Raw genomic sequence first — 16,517 nt, forward strand, 5'->3', positions numbered from 1 at the left:
CATGCTTATGGACTCTGGCTATGACTCGTACCAACAAGTCGATCTCGACGCGCAAGCGGCAGCAGCAAACCCACACCAATTAGTCATTATGTTGATCGATGGCTTACTTGATGAAGTTGAACGTATTCGTGGCCATTTGGCTGCGAATCGCTTGGCTGAGAAAGGTAACGGAATCAACAAATGCATGAACATCTTGATTGGGCTCACAAGCGCTCTAGATGATGAGAATGGTGGCGAAATTGCTGAAAACTTACGCCAGCTGTATGACTTCTGCCAAGTTGAGCTTTATTACGCCAGCGTGCAGAACGATGCGAATCGCTTGGTTAATGTCGAGCGTGTAATGGGTAACATTCGTGAAGGTTGGATGAATTTTGGACAACAAGCATAAAGTGTCGCCAGAGCGATTTCGTCATTTATCTCAGCTCATCCAATTCGCTACAAAAACAGCGGATTGGCATGCGCTTAAGCGTTATGACTTGCAGTTGCGAGAGCTATTGATCAGTCACAAACCTTTTTTGAAGGATCCTAAGCTTGCACCTGAAATTCAACGTGCCAAAACCGTTCATGCTGATGCATTCGCTAGATTAGAAAAATCAAAGAACGAGTTAGAAAAAGAGATGAATATGGTCAATGACCATCAAGAGCGCGCTATGGCCTATCAATTAGCGATGACCATGGAGCTAACTCAATGATCGTATCTCCTTCAACTCAAATATCCGGCAATGCATCACCTAGACATGAAGGCAACATAAAACAAGCAAGAGCTGTACACGGTTTTTCTCATAACCCTATGTCTGAGCATCGCCAGTATGACGGCCAAGGTTTCGCCTCAGCTTCAACCGTGCCGAGTTTTCATCTTACCGCTCCAGCTTTGGACAGCGAAGAAAAGGCGCATGCTCGTGGTTTGGATACTGACGAACACTCGGCTTCTGAAGCAGATGCTCACCTGACAAGTACACTGGGTTCAACAGAATCACCTGATCTTGCTATGCAAGCTCAGGCTCTAACCCAGAGTATGCTCACTATGGCCGAAAAGCAGCCGGGTCAGTTCGGAAAAACTCCGCCTTTAGCGGTAGCTAACGACGTTAAGTCTACAACACAAGACTCAAATAACGCCTTGCTAAACACCTCTCCAAAGCAACAAGAGGTGCAACAAAGCCAACCGATATCATCGAACTCGCGTCTATCAATCTCCAGTGCCGACTTTCAGACCCTATTGAGTCAACCAGCTCAAGGGCAACCAACGGCCTCACCACTCCAAGGACAAACACCAACGCCACAAGCCCCGAACACCGCCGTTGCCACGAGTCATATTCAAACTCAAGGCTCTGAGTGGGCGGCTGTGCGCGTTGACACCAGTGCTGGGAAATGGGGAGAGCAAATGATGCAAGTTCTGCATGACCGTGTGACTCTTCAAGCGCAACAAAATGTACAAGAAGCCAAAATCCGCCTCGACCCACCGGATTTAGGTAAGCTGGATTTACTTGTACGTGTTGAAGGCGACCGACTAAGCGTGCACATCAATGCCAATGCAGCCGCAACACGAGAAGCTTTAATGCAAGTGTCTGAGCGTCTACGCACAGAACTGCAAGAGCAGAACTTCGTCCATGTCGATGTCAACGTGGGCTCTGATCAAAGCCAGAGTCGCAATGACCAACATACAAATGAAGAAGACGCCACTATTTTCGCAGCACGAGAATCTGGTGCATTCCAAACCACAACAACAAACTATTCAGAACACTGGCTGAACACTCAAGCCTAGTTAATCCTCGAGGAAAAAGGTTATGACCAAACAACAAATGATCGCCCTGTTTATCGCCATGATCATCACCAGCGCCCTCGTTTCGGCCGCCACGATTATGGGCGGAATCTGGTACTTAAACAAACACGCTCAAGAGTCACCTGACTCTGGTTCCTTGATCGATGATTCTCCATTGTCATTTTTAGTCACAGAAGAACCGACAAGCAAAGGTCCTAGCTTCCATCCTTTAGACAAAGTCGTTTTAACCGTGAAAGGTAAAAAACAGACTCACTTTGTCATGCTAGAACTAGCAATTGAAACACGCCGTCCTGAGCGTATCAAAGACATTGATGAATACATGCCAATGGTACAAAACTCATTATTAAAATTGTTTAGCGACAAAACATTTGATGAGTTACAGCAAGCGGGTGCCATCGATATTCTGCAAAACGAAGTAAAACAAACGCTTTTACTGGCTTTTGCTAAGACAGACATCGTTCGCGAAATCGACGATGTTTTGTTGACTAAATATGTTGTGCAATAACGGAGCACAACCATGTTAGACATGAATATACAAGACACCTATACCACAGAAGAGGAAGTGACGACGCCATCACGTCCAATTGACGAAAATGCACTGCTGCAACGTCATCAAGTTATGGTGAAACGCGTCGTTAACCAGCTACGTGTTCATGCCACTTCTCACTGTAGTATTGAAGATATGCAGCAAATTGGCCTTATCGCTCTAGTTGAAGCTGGACGCCGATACGGCGATGTTGACGATCCTCACTTCCCTGCCTTTGCCGTGTGTCGCGTTCGAGGTGCAATTTTAGACGAATTACGCCGGTTAGATTGGCGCTCACGTAAAACTCGCCAACAGGCTCACGAACTCAACGACGTGACTCGAGATCTCACACGCTCTTTAGGTCGGATGCCTACGGATGCAGAAATCATCCAAGCCTTGGGGACGAATGAGCAGGACTATTACAACCGCCAAAATGCCGCCCTTGCGGGAGAGATGCAAAGCCTTGACCAACTGATGGAAAGCAGTGGTGATAGTTATATTGGCGGGCAATATGATGGCATGGAACATGAGCATATTCGTCGCAGTTTAGATAGCGCTTTAGGCAAATTGCCGAAGCGTGATCAATTGCTGCTTACTCTGTTCTATCAACATGAACTCAACTTACACGAAATAGCTCTGGTATTGGATCTGACACCACCTCGTATATGTCAGCTTCACAAACAAGCGCTGAAACAACTCAACCAATTAATGTCCTCTTAGGAGTCACAAGATGCAAAAGTTTTTTGGAGTCCTCACTATCCTGGTGTGCGTCTTCGGTGGATACATGTGGGCCGGCGGTAACTTAGGCGCTATCTGGCAACCAGCCGAATTCCTTATCATCATTGGCGCTGCTGCTGGTTCTTTGATCATCGGTAACCCACCTCACGTACTGAAAGAAATGCGTCGCCAAGTGCCTGCGACCATCAAAGGCCCGACAGAAGAGCATGAGTACTACATGGAATTAATGGCGCTACTCAATAACTTGCTTGAGACAGCGCGCAACCGTGGTTATAAGTTTCTCGACTCTCACATTGAGTCGCCAGAACAGAGCTCTATGTTTCTCGCTTACCCGACGATTGCTGAGGATCATCGCCTAATTTCTTTCATTACTGATAATTTACGTTTAATGGCAATGGGACAAATGTCGCCTCATGAATTAGAGGGACTGCTAGAGCAAGAAATTGAAGCTATCCAAAACGAAATGCTTTTGCCTTCACGCTCACTACAGCGTACAGCAGAAGCACTACCTGGCTTCGGTATTCTTGCAGCAGTTGGTGGCATCATTATCACCATGCAGGCCATTGATGGCTCAATCGCTATGATTGGTTATCACGTTGCAGCAGCTCTCGTAGGTACATTCATTGGTATTTTCGGTTGTTACTGTGGTTTAGACCCACTAAGTAACGCCATGGCTCAGCGAGTAAAACGTAATATGACTGCTTTTGAATGCGTACGCGCAACCTTGGTTGCCTACGTAGCGAAGAAGCCGACATTGCTCGCCATTGACGCTGGTCGTAAACATATTCAGCTAGACATCAAACCAACATTCAACCAAATGGAGAAGTGGTTAGCTGAACAGGAGGGATAATGCAAAAACAAGAGCATGTAGTGTTCAAACGTGCCAAAGCACACAGCCATGATGAACCTCATGGCGGCGCGTGGAAAGTCGCGTTTGCTGACTTCATGATCGCCCTAATGGCGCTGTTTCTTGTGCTTTGGGTTATGCAGGTGGTAGACAAAGAAGAGCGTAAAGCAATTGTCGCCCACTTACATAGCTCAAGCGTATTCGACAAGAGTTACGGTAATCCATTTGATACTTCACAAAGTATCTCTCCTATTGACTTGGCACAGGACTCTTCTGTGCCAAGTAAACACAATTCCAACCACGTGGTAAGCTCATACTTTCGAGGTGACGGCGATGGGCCAGAAATCGACTCGTTGATTCCTGGTAACTTCGATACTCAGGAGCAACTTGCAGCGTTGGCGAAAGTCATTGAACGAATGACCGCTCAGATTAACGCACAAGGAAATGTCAACGTCACCGTGACCCCACAAGGCCTACGAATCGTCCTTCAAGATGATTACAAACAGCATATGTTCAGTCGTGGTGGCGCAGAGCTGACCCCTTTCTTCGAAGACTTATTACTTGCACTTGCGCCTGTATTTCAGCGTGTGAACAACCCACTGATCATCAGCGGACATACGGATGCGATTCCATTTAAAAAACGCTTTGGTCGTCAATCAAACTGGGCGCTATCTGCATCTCGAGCTGATGTCGCAAGAAATACGCTGGTTGAAGGTGGCATGCCGGATGATCGAGTCATGCAGGTCACAGGCATGTCGGATAGAGCACTGCTTAACCCTGATGAACCAGATTCAAGCGAAAACCGCCGTATCGAGCTGTTCATTTTAACGACGCCAGCAGCCAAAGTACTCGAAACTCTTTTTGGTAACCACCAAGAAAGTGAACTGCAAAAAGCGAAAGATAAAGCCGAATTTAACCAACCAGTCATTCGACAAGAAGTCATCAATTACTCGGGTGATACGGCCACCAACGAAGTAAATATTCAAGAATTATAACCTCAAAAGGTCACCTCGCCTGATGGTGACCTTTCTAACTGAAACCTCTGTTACTGTGACTTTTTAGTTGAGTTCTATATGCACATAACACCTTCCGAAAACAAAAAACGCGATCTGTTGAAGAAAGCCTTTTTATGGTTAATTGTCTTCGACTACCTTTTATTGGCGTTTTTCTTAACTCAGCTGTCCAGTTTAACGCTTAACAGTGGGACCATGATCAGTATGCTGCTCGTCGTCTACAACGTCTTACTCGTTTCTCTGTGCTTTCAAAGAACCAATAAACAGGACTCTTATATTATCTACCCTGTTTTATCCGCGACGTTGTTGGCATTTGTCTGCTTTCTTTATTTCTTTTTTTTAATTTAGATACCAGACTCCACCATTGATTTGATTTTTAATGCTTTTTCGAAGTGGTCGAGCCGATGGGTCTGAATCCACCACGTAGCCGCCTCCATCAACTGTTCAGGATCATCATTTTTGTTGGCGAAAAACGCATAAAATGAGAGCCCAACCTGCTCACCTTTGCTTTCGATCTTTTTGTCACAGACCTCTATTATTTTGTCTCTCAATGAAGCTCTCATTTCTATTCCCTTACGCTAGTACATACTCACTAACCATACGGTTGAAAGAAATCAGATCAAACGAACCTTTAATTTCAAAACGTACTCTTCCCACCTCACTCATGAAGAACTCAATTTCACAATCTAAGTCAAAGGTACCAGACGTCTCGATAGAAAATGCATTGATCTTGCTATAAGGCAGCGACGTGTAATCCACTTTTGAGCCCGTAATCCCTTGCACATTCGCCGCAATCACTCGCTTGTTGGTAAACACCACTTGGTCGCGAACCGTTTTAAAGCCCGCAAATACCGACTCGCCATCAATAAGAAACTTGTGAAAATCTTCCCTAACTTTTGATACCTCAATGGGTTTAAGCTTAAACACTGATGAATTGTCGAAATCGATCATAGTCATTCCTTTTTAGTTGATAGCGAACAAACTCAACGTAGCAGATACACAGACCGTTGCCTATCAGCTAAGTACCATCTTTCGATTTCAAACCTAGGAAAAAATTCAACAAAGTGCATTACTTCCAGCCCTGCCGCCATAGCTCTGGGTCTTTCAGCTCTTGCCAGTTCATCTCTTGCTCACGTTTACTCATAACCGCCTCAATGACACATTTCACAACATTGCCGTCTTCATCCAGTTCCATTTCAGTTACGACAAAGTGCTTCTCTTTATTTTTAGGTGACGTCGCCGTCCATTTGCTGTGCAATAGCTTCTTGGGGTGAATTTTATTCATAGTGGTATACCAATTTAACTAGCATCTTTATATATACGACTGAATACCAAGAGAGAATCAGATTTTATTTTTAAGCATCCACGAAAAGAAAAAGCCGCAAAAGAGGTCATCCCCTAATGCGGCCTTACTTGCAACCCAATTAGGTCTTTTGACCGTTCAAACGAGGGTTTAAGTACTGACTCTGTAGCAACTGCAACGCCTTACCAACCAGCACAATCACCACCGCGCCAATCAATACGGGCGTGAACAGAAAACTCCACCCCTGCCCAGATGCCATGATCAAGATTGGATTTGCGCCCGCAGGTGGATGCGTTGTCTTCGTAATCAGCATTGCTGACACTCCTAACCCAGTCGCAATCGCCAGCGTGATTGGCGTGATCTCAACGTATTGACTAAACGCAATACCGATAGATGCCGTAATGCAGTGACCAATGATCACATTTTTTGGTTGAGCGAGAGGGCTGCTAGGCACCCCAAACACCAACACCGCCGTAGCACCAAATGGCGCCATGAGAAGTACAACCTCAGTAAGAGACACCTCGGCGTAAGACAACACACCAATAGCCAATGTCGCACCAAGCCCCGCGACCAACGATAAAATTAAATTATTCATAAACACCTCAAAGTAGACCGAATTGTCTACAAATTAAAATAGACAAACCTGTCTACCTTTGTCAATATGTGTTTGTAGAACTTTTTGAGGACGTAGTTATGAACAAAAAGAAACAGTTATTGATCGACACCGCGTTGTCGCTGTTTTACAAACAGGGCATCAACTCCATTGGCATCAATGAAGTCCTTAAAGTATCTGGCGTGGCTAAACGCACGCTGTACAGCCATTTTGAAAGCAAAGAAGCGCTCATCCTCGCCGCACTAGAACAACGCCACCAAATCTTCATGGCGTGGCTAGAGGAGAAACTATCACCAGCACAATCGAGCACAGACGTGATCGACCAGTTGTTTACCGCGCTAAACGGCTGGTTTCATGGTTCTGAGGAAAAGTTGGGCGAGTTTCGCGGCTGTTTCTTCATCAACACGTCCGCCGAATTCAGTGACGACAGCGGCGAGATTGCAACGTATTGCCGCCACCATAAACAACAGGTTCGAGAGCTAATTCAACGCTATCTCAAATCAGACAACACATCATTACTCGATGCCATTTGCATCATGAAAGAAGGTGCCATTACCACCGCTTACATGACAAAAGAGTACGACGACGTCACAAAGAAATGCGTGGAAATTTTGCGCAAACTGTAACCGCAACTGTAAGAAAGCAAGCAACGAATCGACCGAGCTCCAAACTGGCAAGAATGTTCAGAAATGGTAAGGTTATTTTATCCACCTAATGAGACACGCTTGATATGAAAATTGGCGAACTGGCACAAAAAACGGGCCTTGCTCCCTCGCGTATTCGATTTTACGAGCGCATCGGACTGCTAAAAACCGTGACCCGTAAAGCCAACGGGTACCGCGAGTATCCGCAAGAAGCATTAATGATTCTGGATATGATCACAACGGGTCAGCAAGCTGGATTCAGTTTGGATGAACTAAGTGCGTTACTGCCATCCGACCTTTCTAACTGGGATCATCACCAGTTATTGACGACCTTGCAGCAAAAAGTCCAAGAGCTCGACGAGCTTGAGCGAAAAATCGCGCAGAGTAAAAGCAAGTTAAAAGAAGTACTTAAAGAGATTGAAGCTAAGCCAGATGACATGGACTGTGCAATGAATGCAAAACGCGTCATGTCTCAACTTGGTCAAACGATTCTGACCAAAGAAAATCCCTCAAATAAAAAATAAGACCGTCACCAAATCAAAGCAATGTTAACAAGCGAAGCCTTACTCTTGATGTTGGGTTAAAGATTCGCCAATTCCCCTGCCCGCCACTAAATTGAGTCTGTCAAAACCATTCGCCCTTAGCTCAGGTGTGCCATCTCCTTGTTTCTATACTCAATAAAAAATCAATCCTATTTATCTTCAAAATGCGGGTTGACCTTAAACCTAACTTTAACGTTAGGGTGAATATCAAAGTAACACAGCAGGAGATTGGTGAATGCAAACGATATTGGGTGCAAGTGGGCAAATTGGCCGTGAGCTGGCATTAAGCCTAAAACGAAACTTTACGAGCGACATACGTTTGGTGAGCCGCAATCCGCATCGAGTCAACGAGACGGATCAACTGGTAAAAGCGGACTTGCTGGACGCGAAACAAACATCAGATGCCGTAAAAGGTTCTAGTATCGTTTACCTTACTGCAGGGCTACCAATGGATACCCAACTGTGGGTGGAACAGTGGCCAACAATGATGCGTAATGTCATCGCCGCATGTAAAACTCATCAAGCAAAGCTTGTTTACTTTGATAATACCTACATGTACCCGCAAACGGATACGCCTCAACAAGAAGATGCACCATTTCAACCCAATGGAGAAAAAGGTCGAATTCGTGCGGTCATTACTGACATGCTGCTAGAATCGATGAATCAAGGAGAAATCGAAGCCGTTATCTGTCGTGCTCCGGAGTTTTACGGCCCGGGGAAAACGCAAAGCATCACTAATTCCGCCATTATCGATAATCTACTTAACCAAAAGAGCGCAAAAGTGTTTTTACGTGATGACACCAAACGCAGCTTAATTTATACGCCAGACGCAAGCCGAGCCATGGCGCTAATTGGGAATACGCCCGATGCTTACGGACAAACTTGGCATTTGCCTTGCGATGATTGTCGACTGACGTATCGGGAGTTTATCGCTGTTGCAGCAAAGGTTTTTAACGTTCAACCGAAATACAAAGTCATCAAGCGCTGGCAATTGTGGCTAGCTGGGCGATTTAATCAAACCATTCGAGATGCAGCCGAGCTTTTGCCCCGCTACGAATCTGACAACCTTTTCGTTTCGGATAAGTTTCAGACTCGTTTTCCAGATTTTAAAATCACCACATTCGAACAAGGCTTGACCACAATTCAACAAGAAAAAGCCAATGACCAGAAACTTCTTTAAGCAGGCATTGATAGGAGCTTTTTGATGAAAGATAACACACCGGCATCATCCCCAGAGCGTTGGATCATATACGGAGCCAATGGTTATACCGGCGAGCTGATTGCGAGAGAGGCCGTAAAACGGGGTCACCACCCAATCCTTGCAGGTAGAAGTTTAGAGAAAGTACAAAGCCTAGCGGCTGAACTAGGGCTGCGAAGTCTTGCTTTTTCTCTTGAGGATAAAAACAGCGCGGTCCAACATATTTCGGGTTCCTCACTGGTATTAAACTGCGCAGGCCCCTTTTCTTCGACGGCAAAACCGATGATGAAAGCGTGCCTAGAAGCAGGCGCACATTATCTCGATATTACAGGTGAGATCTCTGTGTTTGAGTTTGCACAAACGCTGCAATCACAAGCAAAGGAAGCTGGTGTCGTATTGTGCTCCGGTGTTGGTTTTGATGTTATTCCAACGGATTGTATTGCAGCCACATTGAAAGCTGAGCTACCAGATGCAACACACTTGTCTCTCGGTTTTGACTCTCGCTCTGGTTTTTCTCCGGGCACAGCGAAAACGTCTGTCGAAGGTTTGGCTCAAGGCGGAAAAGTGAGACTTAACGGAAAAATCACCACCGTTCCGCTAGCGTATAAAGTTCGCAACATTGATTTTGGTGACAGCGAAAAACTTGCTATGACCATTCCGTGGGGCGATGTTTCAACCGCCTATTACACCACGGGGATTGAGAATATTGATGTTTTTGTTCCCGGATCGCCGAACATGATAAAAAACGCTAAACGAGCGAATTGGGTTCGCCCCCTTCTCGGCATAACCTGGGTACAAAGCCTCATAAAAAGCCGTATTGAAAGAACCGTAAAAGGACCGAATGAGGAGAAAAGAAACCAATTACCCACATATGTGTGGGGTAAAGCAAGCAACAAACTCGGACAAAGCAAAACAGCACGAGTACAAACGGCCAATGGCTACAGCTTAACCGTAACGGGATCTCTGGCGATTGTAGAACACCTGCTACATACGAAGCCTGAAGCCGGTGTATACACCCCCTCTAAGCTCATGGGCTCCAATTTTGTGTCGCAGCTTCCCGGCTCTAGTGGCATAACCATTGAAGAGTAAACAAAAAGGCACCAATCGGTGCCTTCTGCATTAACAGGGGGTGAGGCCATCACAACTCGTGTTCGGTACGAGCGATGATGTCATCCTGCGCGTCTGGTGACAGCGCGGTAAAGAAGGCTGAATAGCCCGCAACTCGTACGACAAGGTCACGATATTGCTCAGGGTTCTTCTTCGCTGCCAGCAAGGTTTTACGAGAGACGATGTTGTACTGCACGTGCCAACCTTTATGGTGATTAAAGAAGGTACGAATCAGCATCGATAGCTTGAGCTTATCCCCTTCTGAAGCGACAGCCGCTGGGCTTAACTTCTGGTTAAGCAGCACACCACCCAAGATTTTATTAGCTTGAATTTTACCGACTGAGTTGTACACCGCCGTTGGTCCCAAACGGTCAGAGCCCGATGCTGGACTTGCGCCTTCTGCCAGTGGCGTTTTCGCTTTTCGACCATCTGGTGTTGCCATCGTGGATGCGCCAAATGGCACGTTAGCAGAGATGCTCGATGTTCCTGCGTAGTAGCCACCGCCAATTGGTCCGCGCCCATGACGTGTGTTGACAAATTGCGCCAACTCATCGATATAAACTTGGTAAGCATCAGCCAGCAGTTGGTCGACATAATCGTCGTCATTGCCGTATTTTGGCGCGAAGTTGATTAAGCGTTGGCGAAGTTGTTCGTTCTCAATACCATCGAAGTCTTCTTCTAATGCTTTTGCCAGTTCCGTTTGGCTGATTTGCGCTTCTTCAAACACCAAATGTTTGATCGCCGCCAAACTGTTACCTAAATTGGCGATGCCCACTTGCAGGCCAGATACCCAATCGTATTTCGCTCCGCCTTCTTTTACTGTTTTACCACGCGCCAAACAGTCATCCACCAGCGATGAGCAAAAAATATCTTGCGCTTGCTGCTCAAGCACGCTGTCGACTACGGTATCGATCTCAATCGATTTACGTGTGTAGTAGCGAATTTGCTCCGCCCAAGAAGCGGTGACTTGCTCAAAGCTCTCGAAGTTACCTTTTGCTAGCGACTTATCATGCGGCAAGAAGGCTTTGCCCGTCGTTGCATCCACACCTTCGTTAAGCGCAGCCAGTAAAATACGCGCAAAGTTAATGAAGCTCATGCCCGTGCAACGGTAACCCCATTTGCCTGGAACAGCGGTTTCAATACAGCCAATAGACGCGTAGTTGTAAGCGTCTTCTTTCTCGACACCTAGCTTGATGAATTCTGGAATGACGATTTCATCGTTGTTGAATGCAGGCATACCGAATCCGCATTTGATCACTTCTATACAGCCCATCAAGAACTCTTGATTCAGACCTTCATGATAGCGAACACTCAAGTTCGGTTGCGTGGAACGTAGCTGACCACAAGACTCTAAAATCGCCCAAGATAGCGGATTTACGGCGTCTTCAGGTTCTCCATTCTCATTCAGCTTTTGTCCACCGATACAGACGTTTTGATACAGAGGAGAACCTGCCGATGCTTTTGAGTGCGCACCAGAGCGAATCTTGTTTACTTCAAGCAATTTCAACCAACAGCTTTGCAATAACTCAAGGGCGAACGCTTTGTTCATCGTGCCACTTTCAAGATCACGCACGTAGTAGTCGTTTAGGAACTGGTCCATCCGACCGAATGAAACAGAGTGGCCATTCGATTCTATTTGCAGCATCAACTGCACAAAATAACTCAGTTGCAGAGCTTGCCAGAAGTTGGTTGGCGCATGGAAAGCCACATGACGACAGTTTTCTGCGATTGTCTCCAGTTCTGCTTTCCTCTCTGGTCGAGTTTCGTTTTGTGCCATTTCCAGAGCGAGATCGGCGTAACTCACCATGTGCTCCTGAATCGCAAGCAAGACAATTTCGACGGACTTATAAAACTGCTCTTTCTTCAACCCTTCATACGTCGACACGTCGTTATTAGCGCGATGCTGGCGAACCTCATCCAGCAAACCGTTCATACCGATCTTCAGGATTTTTTCGTTATCCACTGCAAGGTGCGCGTCGCCCGAAGTCATGTTGCCCTCGGCTTTAATGATAGTGCTGGCTAGGATCTCTTGTTGCTCGTCGGTAAAAAGTCCATAGCAGCGATCTTGAACCGTTTTACCGCGCCAGTATGGCGTAATGGCGTGAATGCTTTGTTTGTCTTCTTCACTTACCGCAAAACCAGCCCCAGGTCGGTCGGCCAGTTCGTCGATTTCCGCTTCAATCCAACGCACCGTGTATTCAGGGAAGATCGGCGCAGCGCGTACTTTGCTCGCTTGGTTGCCTACAATCAGCTCGTCGTGCTTAATCCAAATGGTGCGAGTGCGTAAGTGCTCTTGTAACGCCAACGCTCGTTGCACAATCACAGGTTTGTCTTCATTTGCCAGATACGCTCGGGTATAAGCCTCTGCGCGCTCAGTACAGATAGGCGGCGTTACGATGTTGACCAGTGCCGATTTGTGGGCTTTGATCCGCTCAGGAAGGGTATGTAGGTCCATGGTTAACCTCTAACAATCACGTTAAGTTGAGTATGTTCGCTTGCGTATTGCATTGCGTTTTCTAGCAGTTCTGGATTATTTAATGGTTTGTCAGAACACTCGTAAGGCATATCGAGCAAACGGTATTTATTGATGCCGAGGGTGTGATACGGCAGCAAGTGAAGTTCTTGACAGCTTTCTAAAGAAGCAGCGAAATCAATGATCGCTTTGAGCTCATCAATGGTGTCATTGAAGCCCGGCACAACCGGCACGCGAATCACAATGCGTTTGGCAATCGGTGCCAATTTTCTAAAATTGTCTTTGACGCGTTTTAACGATCCCTTCGCCCAGCGGAGAAACTTTTCTTCGTCGGTATGTTTAAGATCCGCTAACCAGCAATCAATATACGGCGCGACTTTTTCTACGTTTTTCCACGGAACATGCATGCACGACTCCACCGCCGTAGACACATGGTTTTGATGCAAACGTTCGGCGAGTTCAGCCACAAGACTTGGCTGCATCAGCGGCTCGCCACCAGAAAACGTCACGCCACCTTGGCTTTGATCGTAGAAAGGCTTATCTTTCATCAACACTTCAAACAGGTCGTCCGATTTCGCCGCTTCTCCACATATGCTGAGCGCTTGTGTTGGACATACGTTTCGCAGCGCAATGATCTGCGCTTCGCTCATGGCTTTTCGATTGATGATGATTTGATCGTCAATGCGTCGGATACCATCGCTCGCCATGTCGCCGTTTACGGTTTGTTTATAAGCCGATATACAAAGCTGGCAGTCCGCCATACAACTGCGCTCATCAAACAGCAGAGAGTGCTTTTCACTGCGGCTTTCTGGGTTTTGGCACCAAGGACAGGACAGACTGCATCCCTTCAGAAACAGAATGGTGCGAATACCATCACCATCGTGGGTCGAGAACCTCTGAATATTGAAATACATTGCTGTCCGCCTCTTGGTTTGCTCTTCTACTTTTTCACGCTTTTCTTTTTCTGAAAGCTTCATTTGATAATGAAATATTGGCACTTAACTTTCGTTTTGTGAAATTATTATAGTTTCAATTGAAATTACAATTGATCAAAATCAAGATCTCAGCGGATTGTCAGATCTATAGTGATCCCATCATCAAAACGAAGATTTTGTATAAGGTAGAACCCATGATCGAACTCTATTTAGATACTGCTGACGTGGCAGAAGTAAAACGCTTTAACCAATGCCTACCTCTGAAAGGGGTAACCACAAATCCAAGTATTTTGGCGAAATCAAAACAAGGCTTGAACCAAACCTTAGCTGGCATGCAAGAAGCGTTAGGGGGCACACCCCGTTTCCATGCTCAAGTGGTGAGCACAACTGTAGAAGGCATGGTGGAAGAAGCACGCCAAATCCATGAATTACCCTATGATATGGTCGTCAAAGTGCCAGCAACCGAAACGGGCTTAGCGACAATTAAGTTAATGAAAAAAGAGGGAATTCAGGTGCTCGCCACTGCTATTTACTCTGCTCAGCAAGGTTTCCTTGCGGCATTGTGCGGCGCTGACTATCTTGCGCCTTATGTGAACCGTATTGATGCGATGAACGGAAACGGTGTAGAAGTGGTCGCAGACCTGCAATTGCTACTGGATCAAAACCAACTGCCTACTAAAATTTTGGCAGCGAGTTTTAAAAATACCCAACAAGCGATGGAAGTGATGAAGTTAGGCATTGAAGCGATCACCTTGCCTGTCGATGTGGCCGCGCAGATGTTTTCTCATCCATCAGTTCAGCCGGCTGTCGATCAATTTGATAAAGACTGGAAATCCGCATTTGGCAACAAACTTTCATTTGAAAGTTAAGCATAAAATTATCGAAAGTCCCGTTCCTCCTCGATCGAGGGGCTTTTGATATGGGAATCTCTGAGAAAAAGTAACATTCGCGCAGGCAACTGTTTATAGATGCGGCTTACGAAGAGATTCCCACCCCACTAATCTCGCCTCAACCTTCACGCAAACTACTCTATTCGTAACATCACTACTGACGAACAACGCTCGTTCCACGAGCAAAAAATTTTGCTTCAAGCCGACAAACTCACAAGCGCAACGCATCAATAAGTCGGTAATTATTAATTTTATCTATTGGAAATGAACACTGTTCATTTATAATCAGCGAACCTAACGCAGTAACAAGGAATCCACTTCATGAAACGCATTGCGCTTCTCTTTGCCATGTTTGCATTACTTTCTGGTTGTAGCAGCATGTCGCCAGAACAATGCCAAACCGCAGATTGGTATCGCGTCGGCTACCAAGATGGCCGCTCAGGCAACAACCCAAACATTTTGTACGAATACATTAAAGACTGTCGCGAAGCAGGCGTAACGCCAAATCACGTTGAGTGGCAAGACGGTTTTGATAAAGGCACTATTCTTTACTGTTCGCCAGACAATGGTTACACGGTGGGTGTAGAAGGAAAAACCTACTATGGCGTTTGCTCTAACGATCTTTTCCTTAAAAACTATCAGTTAGGCCATCAAGAATATCAGCGTCAACAGCGCATTAACGCGTTAGATGCGGAGATATCACGCCTTGATCATCAATTGGATGCAAACTTAGATAAAGACAACGCGAAGCGTATTAGAGAGAGAAGAAAACAACTGGCGCGTGAGCGTGCATCACTCATCTCGCCAGGAGCTAATTACTACTTTAACTTTTAGTCGCGACGGGCTACAACGCTAGGGTCATAAAGCGGCTATTTGGATCAGGTTGATAGTCGCCAAACGGCTCGCAGTACGCGAAGCCATGTTTTTCATATAGGCGATGCGCGGGTTCAAAAAATGCCATCGACCCAGTTTCCAAACTTAAACGTTGTATCCCCTGATGTTTCGCTTGCTCAATCACGTGATTGAGTAAGCGGGATGCCACGCCCTGTTTTCTCGCCGACGGCGTCGTACGCATCGATTTCAACTCTGCGTGACCATCTTCTAGTTGGCTCATTGCCACACATCCCAATAGCTGCTCACCATCCCAGCCCGTCCAAAATGTGATTGAAGGCAGCTTCAACTTGCTTACATCTAACGCATGCACGCTCTCTGGTGGCGATGTAGCGTACATGTCCTGTAAATGCTCTTCCAACAACGCAAGCACCTGCGGCCGTTCTAAATCGTCAATTTCAATTCTCATATTTCCATCCTTGGTGTTTTCCTAGTTAAAGCGGTTGTCTCATAATGTGCTGCGGTCCAACGGGGCCGCCGTGGTAAAGCTCATTGGTATCTTCAAACCCTGATTTTAAATAGCACTGATAAGCAGGTATGTTGCGGCAATTCACGGTGAGATAAAGCGCATCAAACTCGGGATAATGGCGTTTGGCGAAATCGGCAAACTGTTGAATGGCTTGCTTGGCGATGCCTTTGCCTTGATGACGGTGATCCACCAGCAAAGCACGTACGCCTAAGCTGTTTTTCGGGCAAAAATCGTATTTCTCGCTGTAAGCAGCATCGAACAGAAAAAAACCAACAACGTCATCGTCTGCCAAAATCAGATGCGGAAGTTCTGTAGGTTTAAGACGTGTCAGCATTTCACCCACATCCGCGACCGTAAACTGCGATTGCTCTTCTAGCACGCTAAGTTCGCAAGTTTGTTCATGTCGCTCAGGCGAATACTTTTCAATGGTAATCATAATCTTCCTTGTTGTTTTTATGCTCAATTCATACAGGGTATGTCGTAAATAGAAATACCTAGTGTCGTATTTCCCACTCGCAGGCAAACGTTTAGCACTCTATTATCCTCGC

Annotated in this window: 22 protein-coding genes; 14 read left to right on the top strand and 8 right to left on the bottom strand. The window is 46.1% G+C overall.

Going from position 1 to position 16,517, the window contains the following annotated elements:
• Nucleotide 1 precedes the first annotated feature (1 nt).
• The 8 genes from fliS to F7Y48_RS14935 all read left to right on the top strand — a co-directional run bounded on the left by fliS (nucleotide 2) and on the right by F7Y48_RS14935 (nucleotide 5,252).
• Complete coding sequence (gene fliS, locus F7Y48_RS14900; RefSeq protein WP_005375014.1) at nucleotides 2-388, top strand: flagellar export chaperone FliS; 387 nt, start codon at nucleotides 2-4, stop codon at nucleotides 386-388.
• Nucleotides 372-692 carry a hypothetical protein gene (locus F7Y48_RS14905; RefSeq protein WP_005398525.1) on the top strand — a complete coding sequence of 107 codons (321 nt, stop codon included), beginning with the start codon at nucleotides 372-374 and terminating at the stop codon, nucleotides 690-692. Before fliS ends, F7Y48_RS14905 begins: the two co-directional genes overlap by 17 nt.
• Nucleotides 689-1,762 (top strand): flagellar hook-length control protein FliK, encoded by a 1,074-nt coding sequence (locus F7Y48_RS14910; protein ID WP_316684965.1) that lies wholly within the window; start codon nucleotides 689-691, stop codon nucleotides 1,760-1,762. Before F7Y48_RS14905 ends, F7Y48_RS14910 begins: the two co-directional genes overlap by 4 nt.
• A gap of 22 nt (nucleotides 1,763-1,784) precedes the next feature.
• Entirely contained in the window at nucleotides 1,785-2,285 is a 501-nt protein-coding gene (fliL, locus tag F7Y48_RS14915) for a flagellar basal body-associated protein FliL (protein ID WP_005398533.1), read from the top strand.
• Between the two features lie 12 nt (nucleotides 2,286-2,297).
• Nucleotides 2,298-3,026 (top strand): FliA/WhiG family RNA polymerase sigma factor, encoded by a 729-nt coding sequence (locus tag F7Y48_RS14920; protein WP_005396579.1) that lies wholly within the window; start codon nucleotides 2,298-2,300, stop codon nucleotides 3,024-3,026.
• A gap of 10 nt (nucleotides 3,027-3,036) precedes the next feature.
• The gene (gene motA / locus F7Y48_RS14925) at nucleotides 3,037-3,894 is read left to right on the top strand and encodes a flagellar motor stator protein MotA (protein WP_005396580.1); all 858 of its coding nucleotides are present in this window, start codon (nucleotides 3,037-3,039) and stop codon (nucleotides 3,892-3,894) included.
• Nucleotides 3,894-4,886, top strand: a complete 993-nt coding sequence (locus F7Y48_RS14930) for a flagellar motor protein MotB (protein ID WP_047009612.1) — start codon at nucleotides 3,894-3,896, stop codon at nucleotides 4,884-4,886. The genes motA and F7Y48_RS14930 overlap by 1 nt, the downstream gene beginning before the upstream one ends.
• A 78-nt stretch (nucleotides 4,887-4,964) precedes the next feature.
• A complete protein-coding gene (locus F7Y48_RS14935) occupies nucleotides 4,965-5,252 on the top strand; it encodes a hypothetical protein (protein ID WP_031780567.1) in 288 nt (95 codons plus the stop codon).
• On the opposite strand, the gene F7Y48_RS14940 is transcribed toward F7Y48_RS14935, so the two are convergent.
• The 4 genes from F7Y48_RS14940 to F7Y48_RS14955 all read right to left on the bottom strand — a co-directional run bounded on the left by F7Y48_RS14940 (nucleotide 5,249) and on the right by F7Y48_RS14955 (nucleotide 6,802).
• Nucleotides 5,249-5,467 (bottom strand): DUF6500 family protein, encoded by a 219-nt coding sequence (locus F7Y48_RS14940; protein ID WP_085342540.1) that lies wholly within the window; start codon nucleotides 5,465-5,467, stop codon nucleotides 5,249-5,251. The genes F7Y48_RS14935 and F7Y48_RS14940 overlap by 4 nt on opposite strands.
• Before the next feature lie 10 nt (nucleotides 5,468-5,477).
• Nucleotides 5,478-5,855 carry a PH domain-containing protein gene (locus F7Y48_RS14945; protein WP_005396583.1) on the bottom strand — a complete coding sequence of 126 codons (378 nt, stop codon included), beginning with the start codon at nucleotides 5,853-5,855 and terminating at the stop codon, nucleotides 5,478-5,480.
• Nucleotides 5,856-5,973: 118 nt separating this feature from the next.
• A complete protein-coding gene (locus F7Y48_RS14950) occupies nucleotides 5,974-6,189 on the bottom strand; it encodes a TIGR02450 family Trp-rich protein (protein ID WP_046875742.1) in 216 nt (71 codons plus the stop codon).
• A gap of 139 nt (nucleotides 6,190-6,328) precedes the next feature.
• A complete protein-coding gene (locus tag F7Y48_RS14955) occupies nucleotides 6,329-6,802 on the bottom strand; it encodes an HPP family protein (protein WP_005396586.1) in 474 nt (157 codons plus the stop codon).
• 98 nt (nucleotides 6,803-6,900) lie between these two features.
• On the opposite strand from F7Y48_RS14955, the gene F7Y48_RS14960 reads away from it, so the two are divergent.
• The 4 genes from F7Y48_RS14960 (at nucleotide 6,901) to F7Y48_RS14975 (ending at nucleotide 10,293) form a co-directional block, all read left to right on the top strand.
• Nucleotides 6,901-7,446 carry a TetR/AcrR family transcriptional regulator gene (locus tag F7Y48_RS14960; RefSeq protein WP_046875741.1) on the top strand — a complete coding sequence of 182 codons (546 nt, stop codon included), beginning with the start codon at nucleotides 6,901-6,903 and terminating at the stop codon, nucleotides 7,444-7,446.
• A 104-nt stretch (nucleotides 7,447-7,550) separates the two neighbouring features.
• On the top strand, nucleotides 7,551-7,988 hold the full coding sequence (locus tag F7Y48_RS14965) for a MerR family transcriptional regulator (RefSeq protein ID WP_006741992.1): 438 nt from the start codon (nucleotides 7,551-7,553) through the stop codon (nucleotides 7,986-7,988).
• A gap of 253 nt (nucleotides 7,989-8,241) precedes the next feature.
• Complete coding sequence (locus F7Y48_RS14970) at nucleotides 8,242-9,186, top strand: SDR family oxidoreductase (protein ID WP_258506344.1); 945 nt, start codon at nucleotides 8,242-8,244, stop codon at nucleotides 9,184-9,186.
• A gap of 24 nt (nucleotides 9,187-9,210) precedes the next feature.
• Nucleotides 9,211-10,293 (top strand): saccharopine dehydrogenase family protein, encoded by a 1,083-nt coding sequence (locus F7Y48_RS14975; protein WP_258506354.1) that lies wholly within the window; start codon nucleotides 9,211-9,213, stop codon nucleotides 10,291-10,293.
• A gap of 49 nt (nucleotides 10,294-10,342) precedes the next feature.
• Here F7Y48_RS14975 and F7Y48_RS14980 read toward each other — a convergent pair whose 3' ends face one another.
• Entirely contained in the window at nucleotides 10,343-12,766 is a 2,424-nt protein-coding gene (locus F7Y48_RS14980; RefSeq protein WP_316684966.1) for a formate C-acetyltransferase/glycerol dehydratase family glycyl radical enzyme, read from the bottom strand.
• 2 nt (nucleotides 12,767-12,768) lie between these two features.
• Nucleotides 12,769-13,698 carry a glycyl-radical enzyme activating protein gene (locus F7Y48_RS14985; RefSeq protein WP_193277091.1) on the bottom strand — a complete coding sequence of 310 codons (930 nt, stop codon included), beginning with the start codon at nucleotides 13,696-13,698 and terminating at the stop codon, nucleotides 12,769-12,771.
• Between the two features lie 215 nt (nucleotides 13,699-13,913).
• Here F7Y48_RS14985 and F7Y48_RS14990 point away from each other — a divergent pair, with 215 nt between their 5' ends.
• Entirely contained in the window at nucleotides 13,914-14,588 is a 675-nt protein-coding gene (locus F7Y48_RS14990) for a fructose-6-phosphate aldolase (RefSeq protein ID WP_316684967.1), read from the top strand.
• A 342-nt stretch (nucleotides 14,589-14,930) separates the two neighbouring features.
• Nucleotides 14,931-15,443, top strand: a complete 513-nt coding sequence (locus F7Y48_RS14995; protein ID WP_005484189.1) for a DUF2799 domain-containing protein — start codon at nucleotides 14,931-14,933, stop codon at nucleotides 15,441-15,443.
• Nucleotides 15,444-15,453: 10 nt separating this feature from the next.
• Here the strand turns inward: F7Y48_RS14995 and F7Y48_RS15000 are convergent, their stop codons facing one another.
• Both F7Y48_RS15000 and F7Y48_RS15005 read right to left on the bottom strand, forming a co-directional pair.
• Nucleotides 15,454-15,909 carry a GNAT family N-acetyltransferase gene (locus tag F7Y48_RS15000; RefSeq protein WP_025499054.1) on the bottom strand — a complete coding sequence of 152 codons (456 nt, stop codon included), beginning with the start codon at nucleotides 15,907-15,909 and terminating at the stop codon, nucleotides 15,454-15,456.
• Nucleotides 15,910-15,934: 25 nt separating this feature from the next.
• Nucleotides 15,935-16,405, bottom strand: a complete 471-nt coding sequence (locus F7Y48_RS15005; protein ID WP_042771478.1) for a GNAT family N-acetyltransferase — start codon at nucleotides 16,403-16,405, stop codon at nucleotides 15,935-15,937.
• Nucleotides 16,406-16,517 lie beyond the last annotated feature (112 nt).

Origin of the sequence: Vibrio sp. 2-1-2a, from assembly GCF_032648565.1 — a bacterium.
GTDB lineage: Bacteria > Pseudomonadota > Gammaproteobacteria > Enterobacterales > Vibrionaceae > Vibrio > Vibrio diabolicus.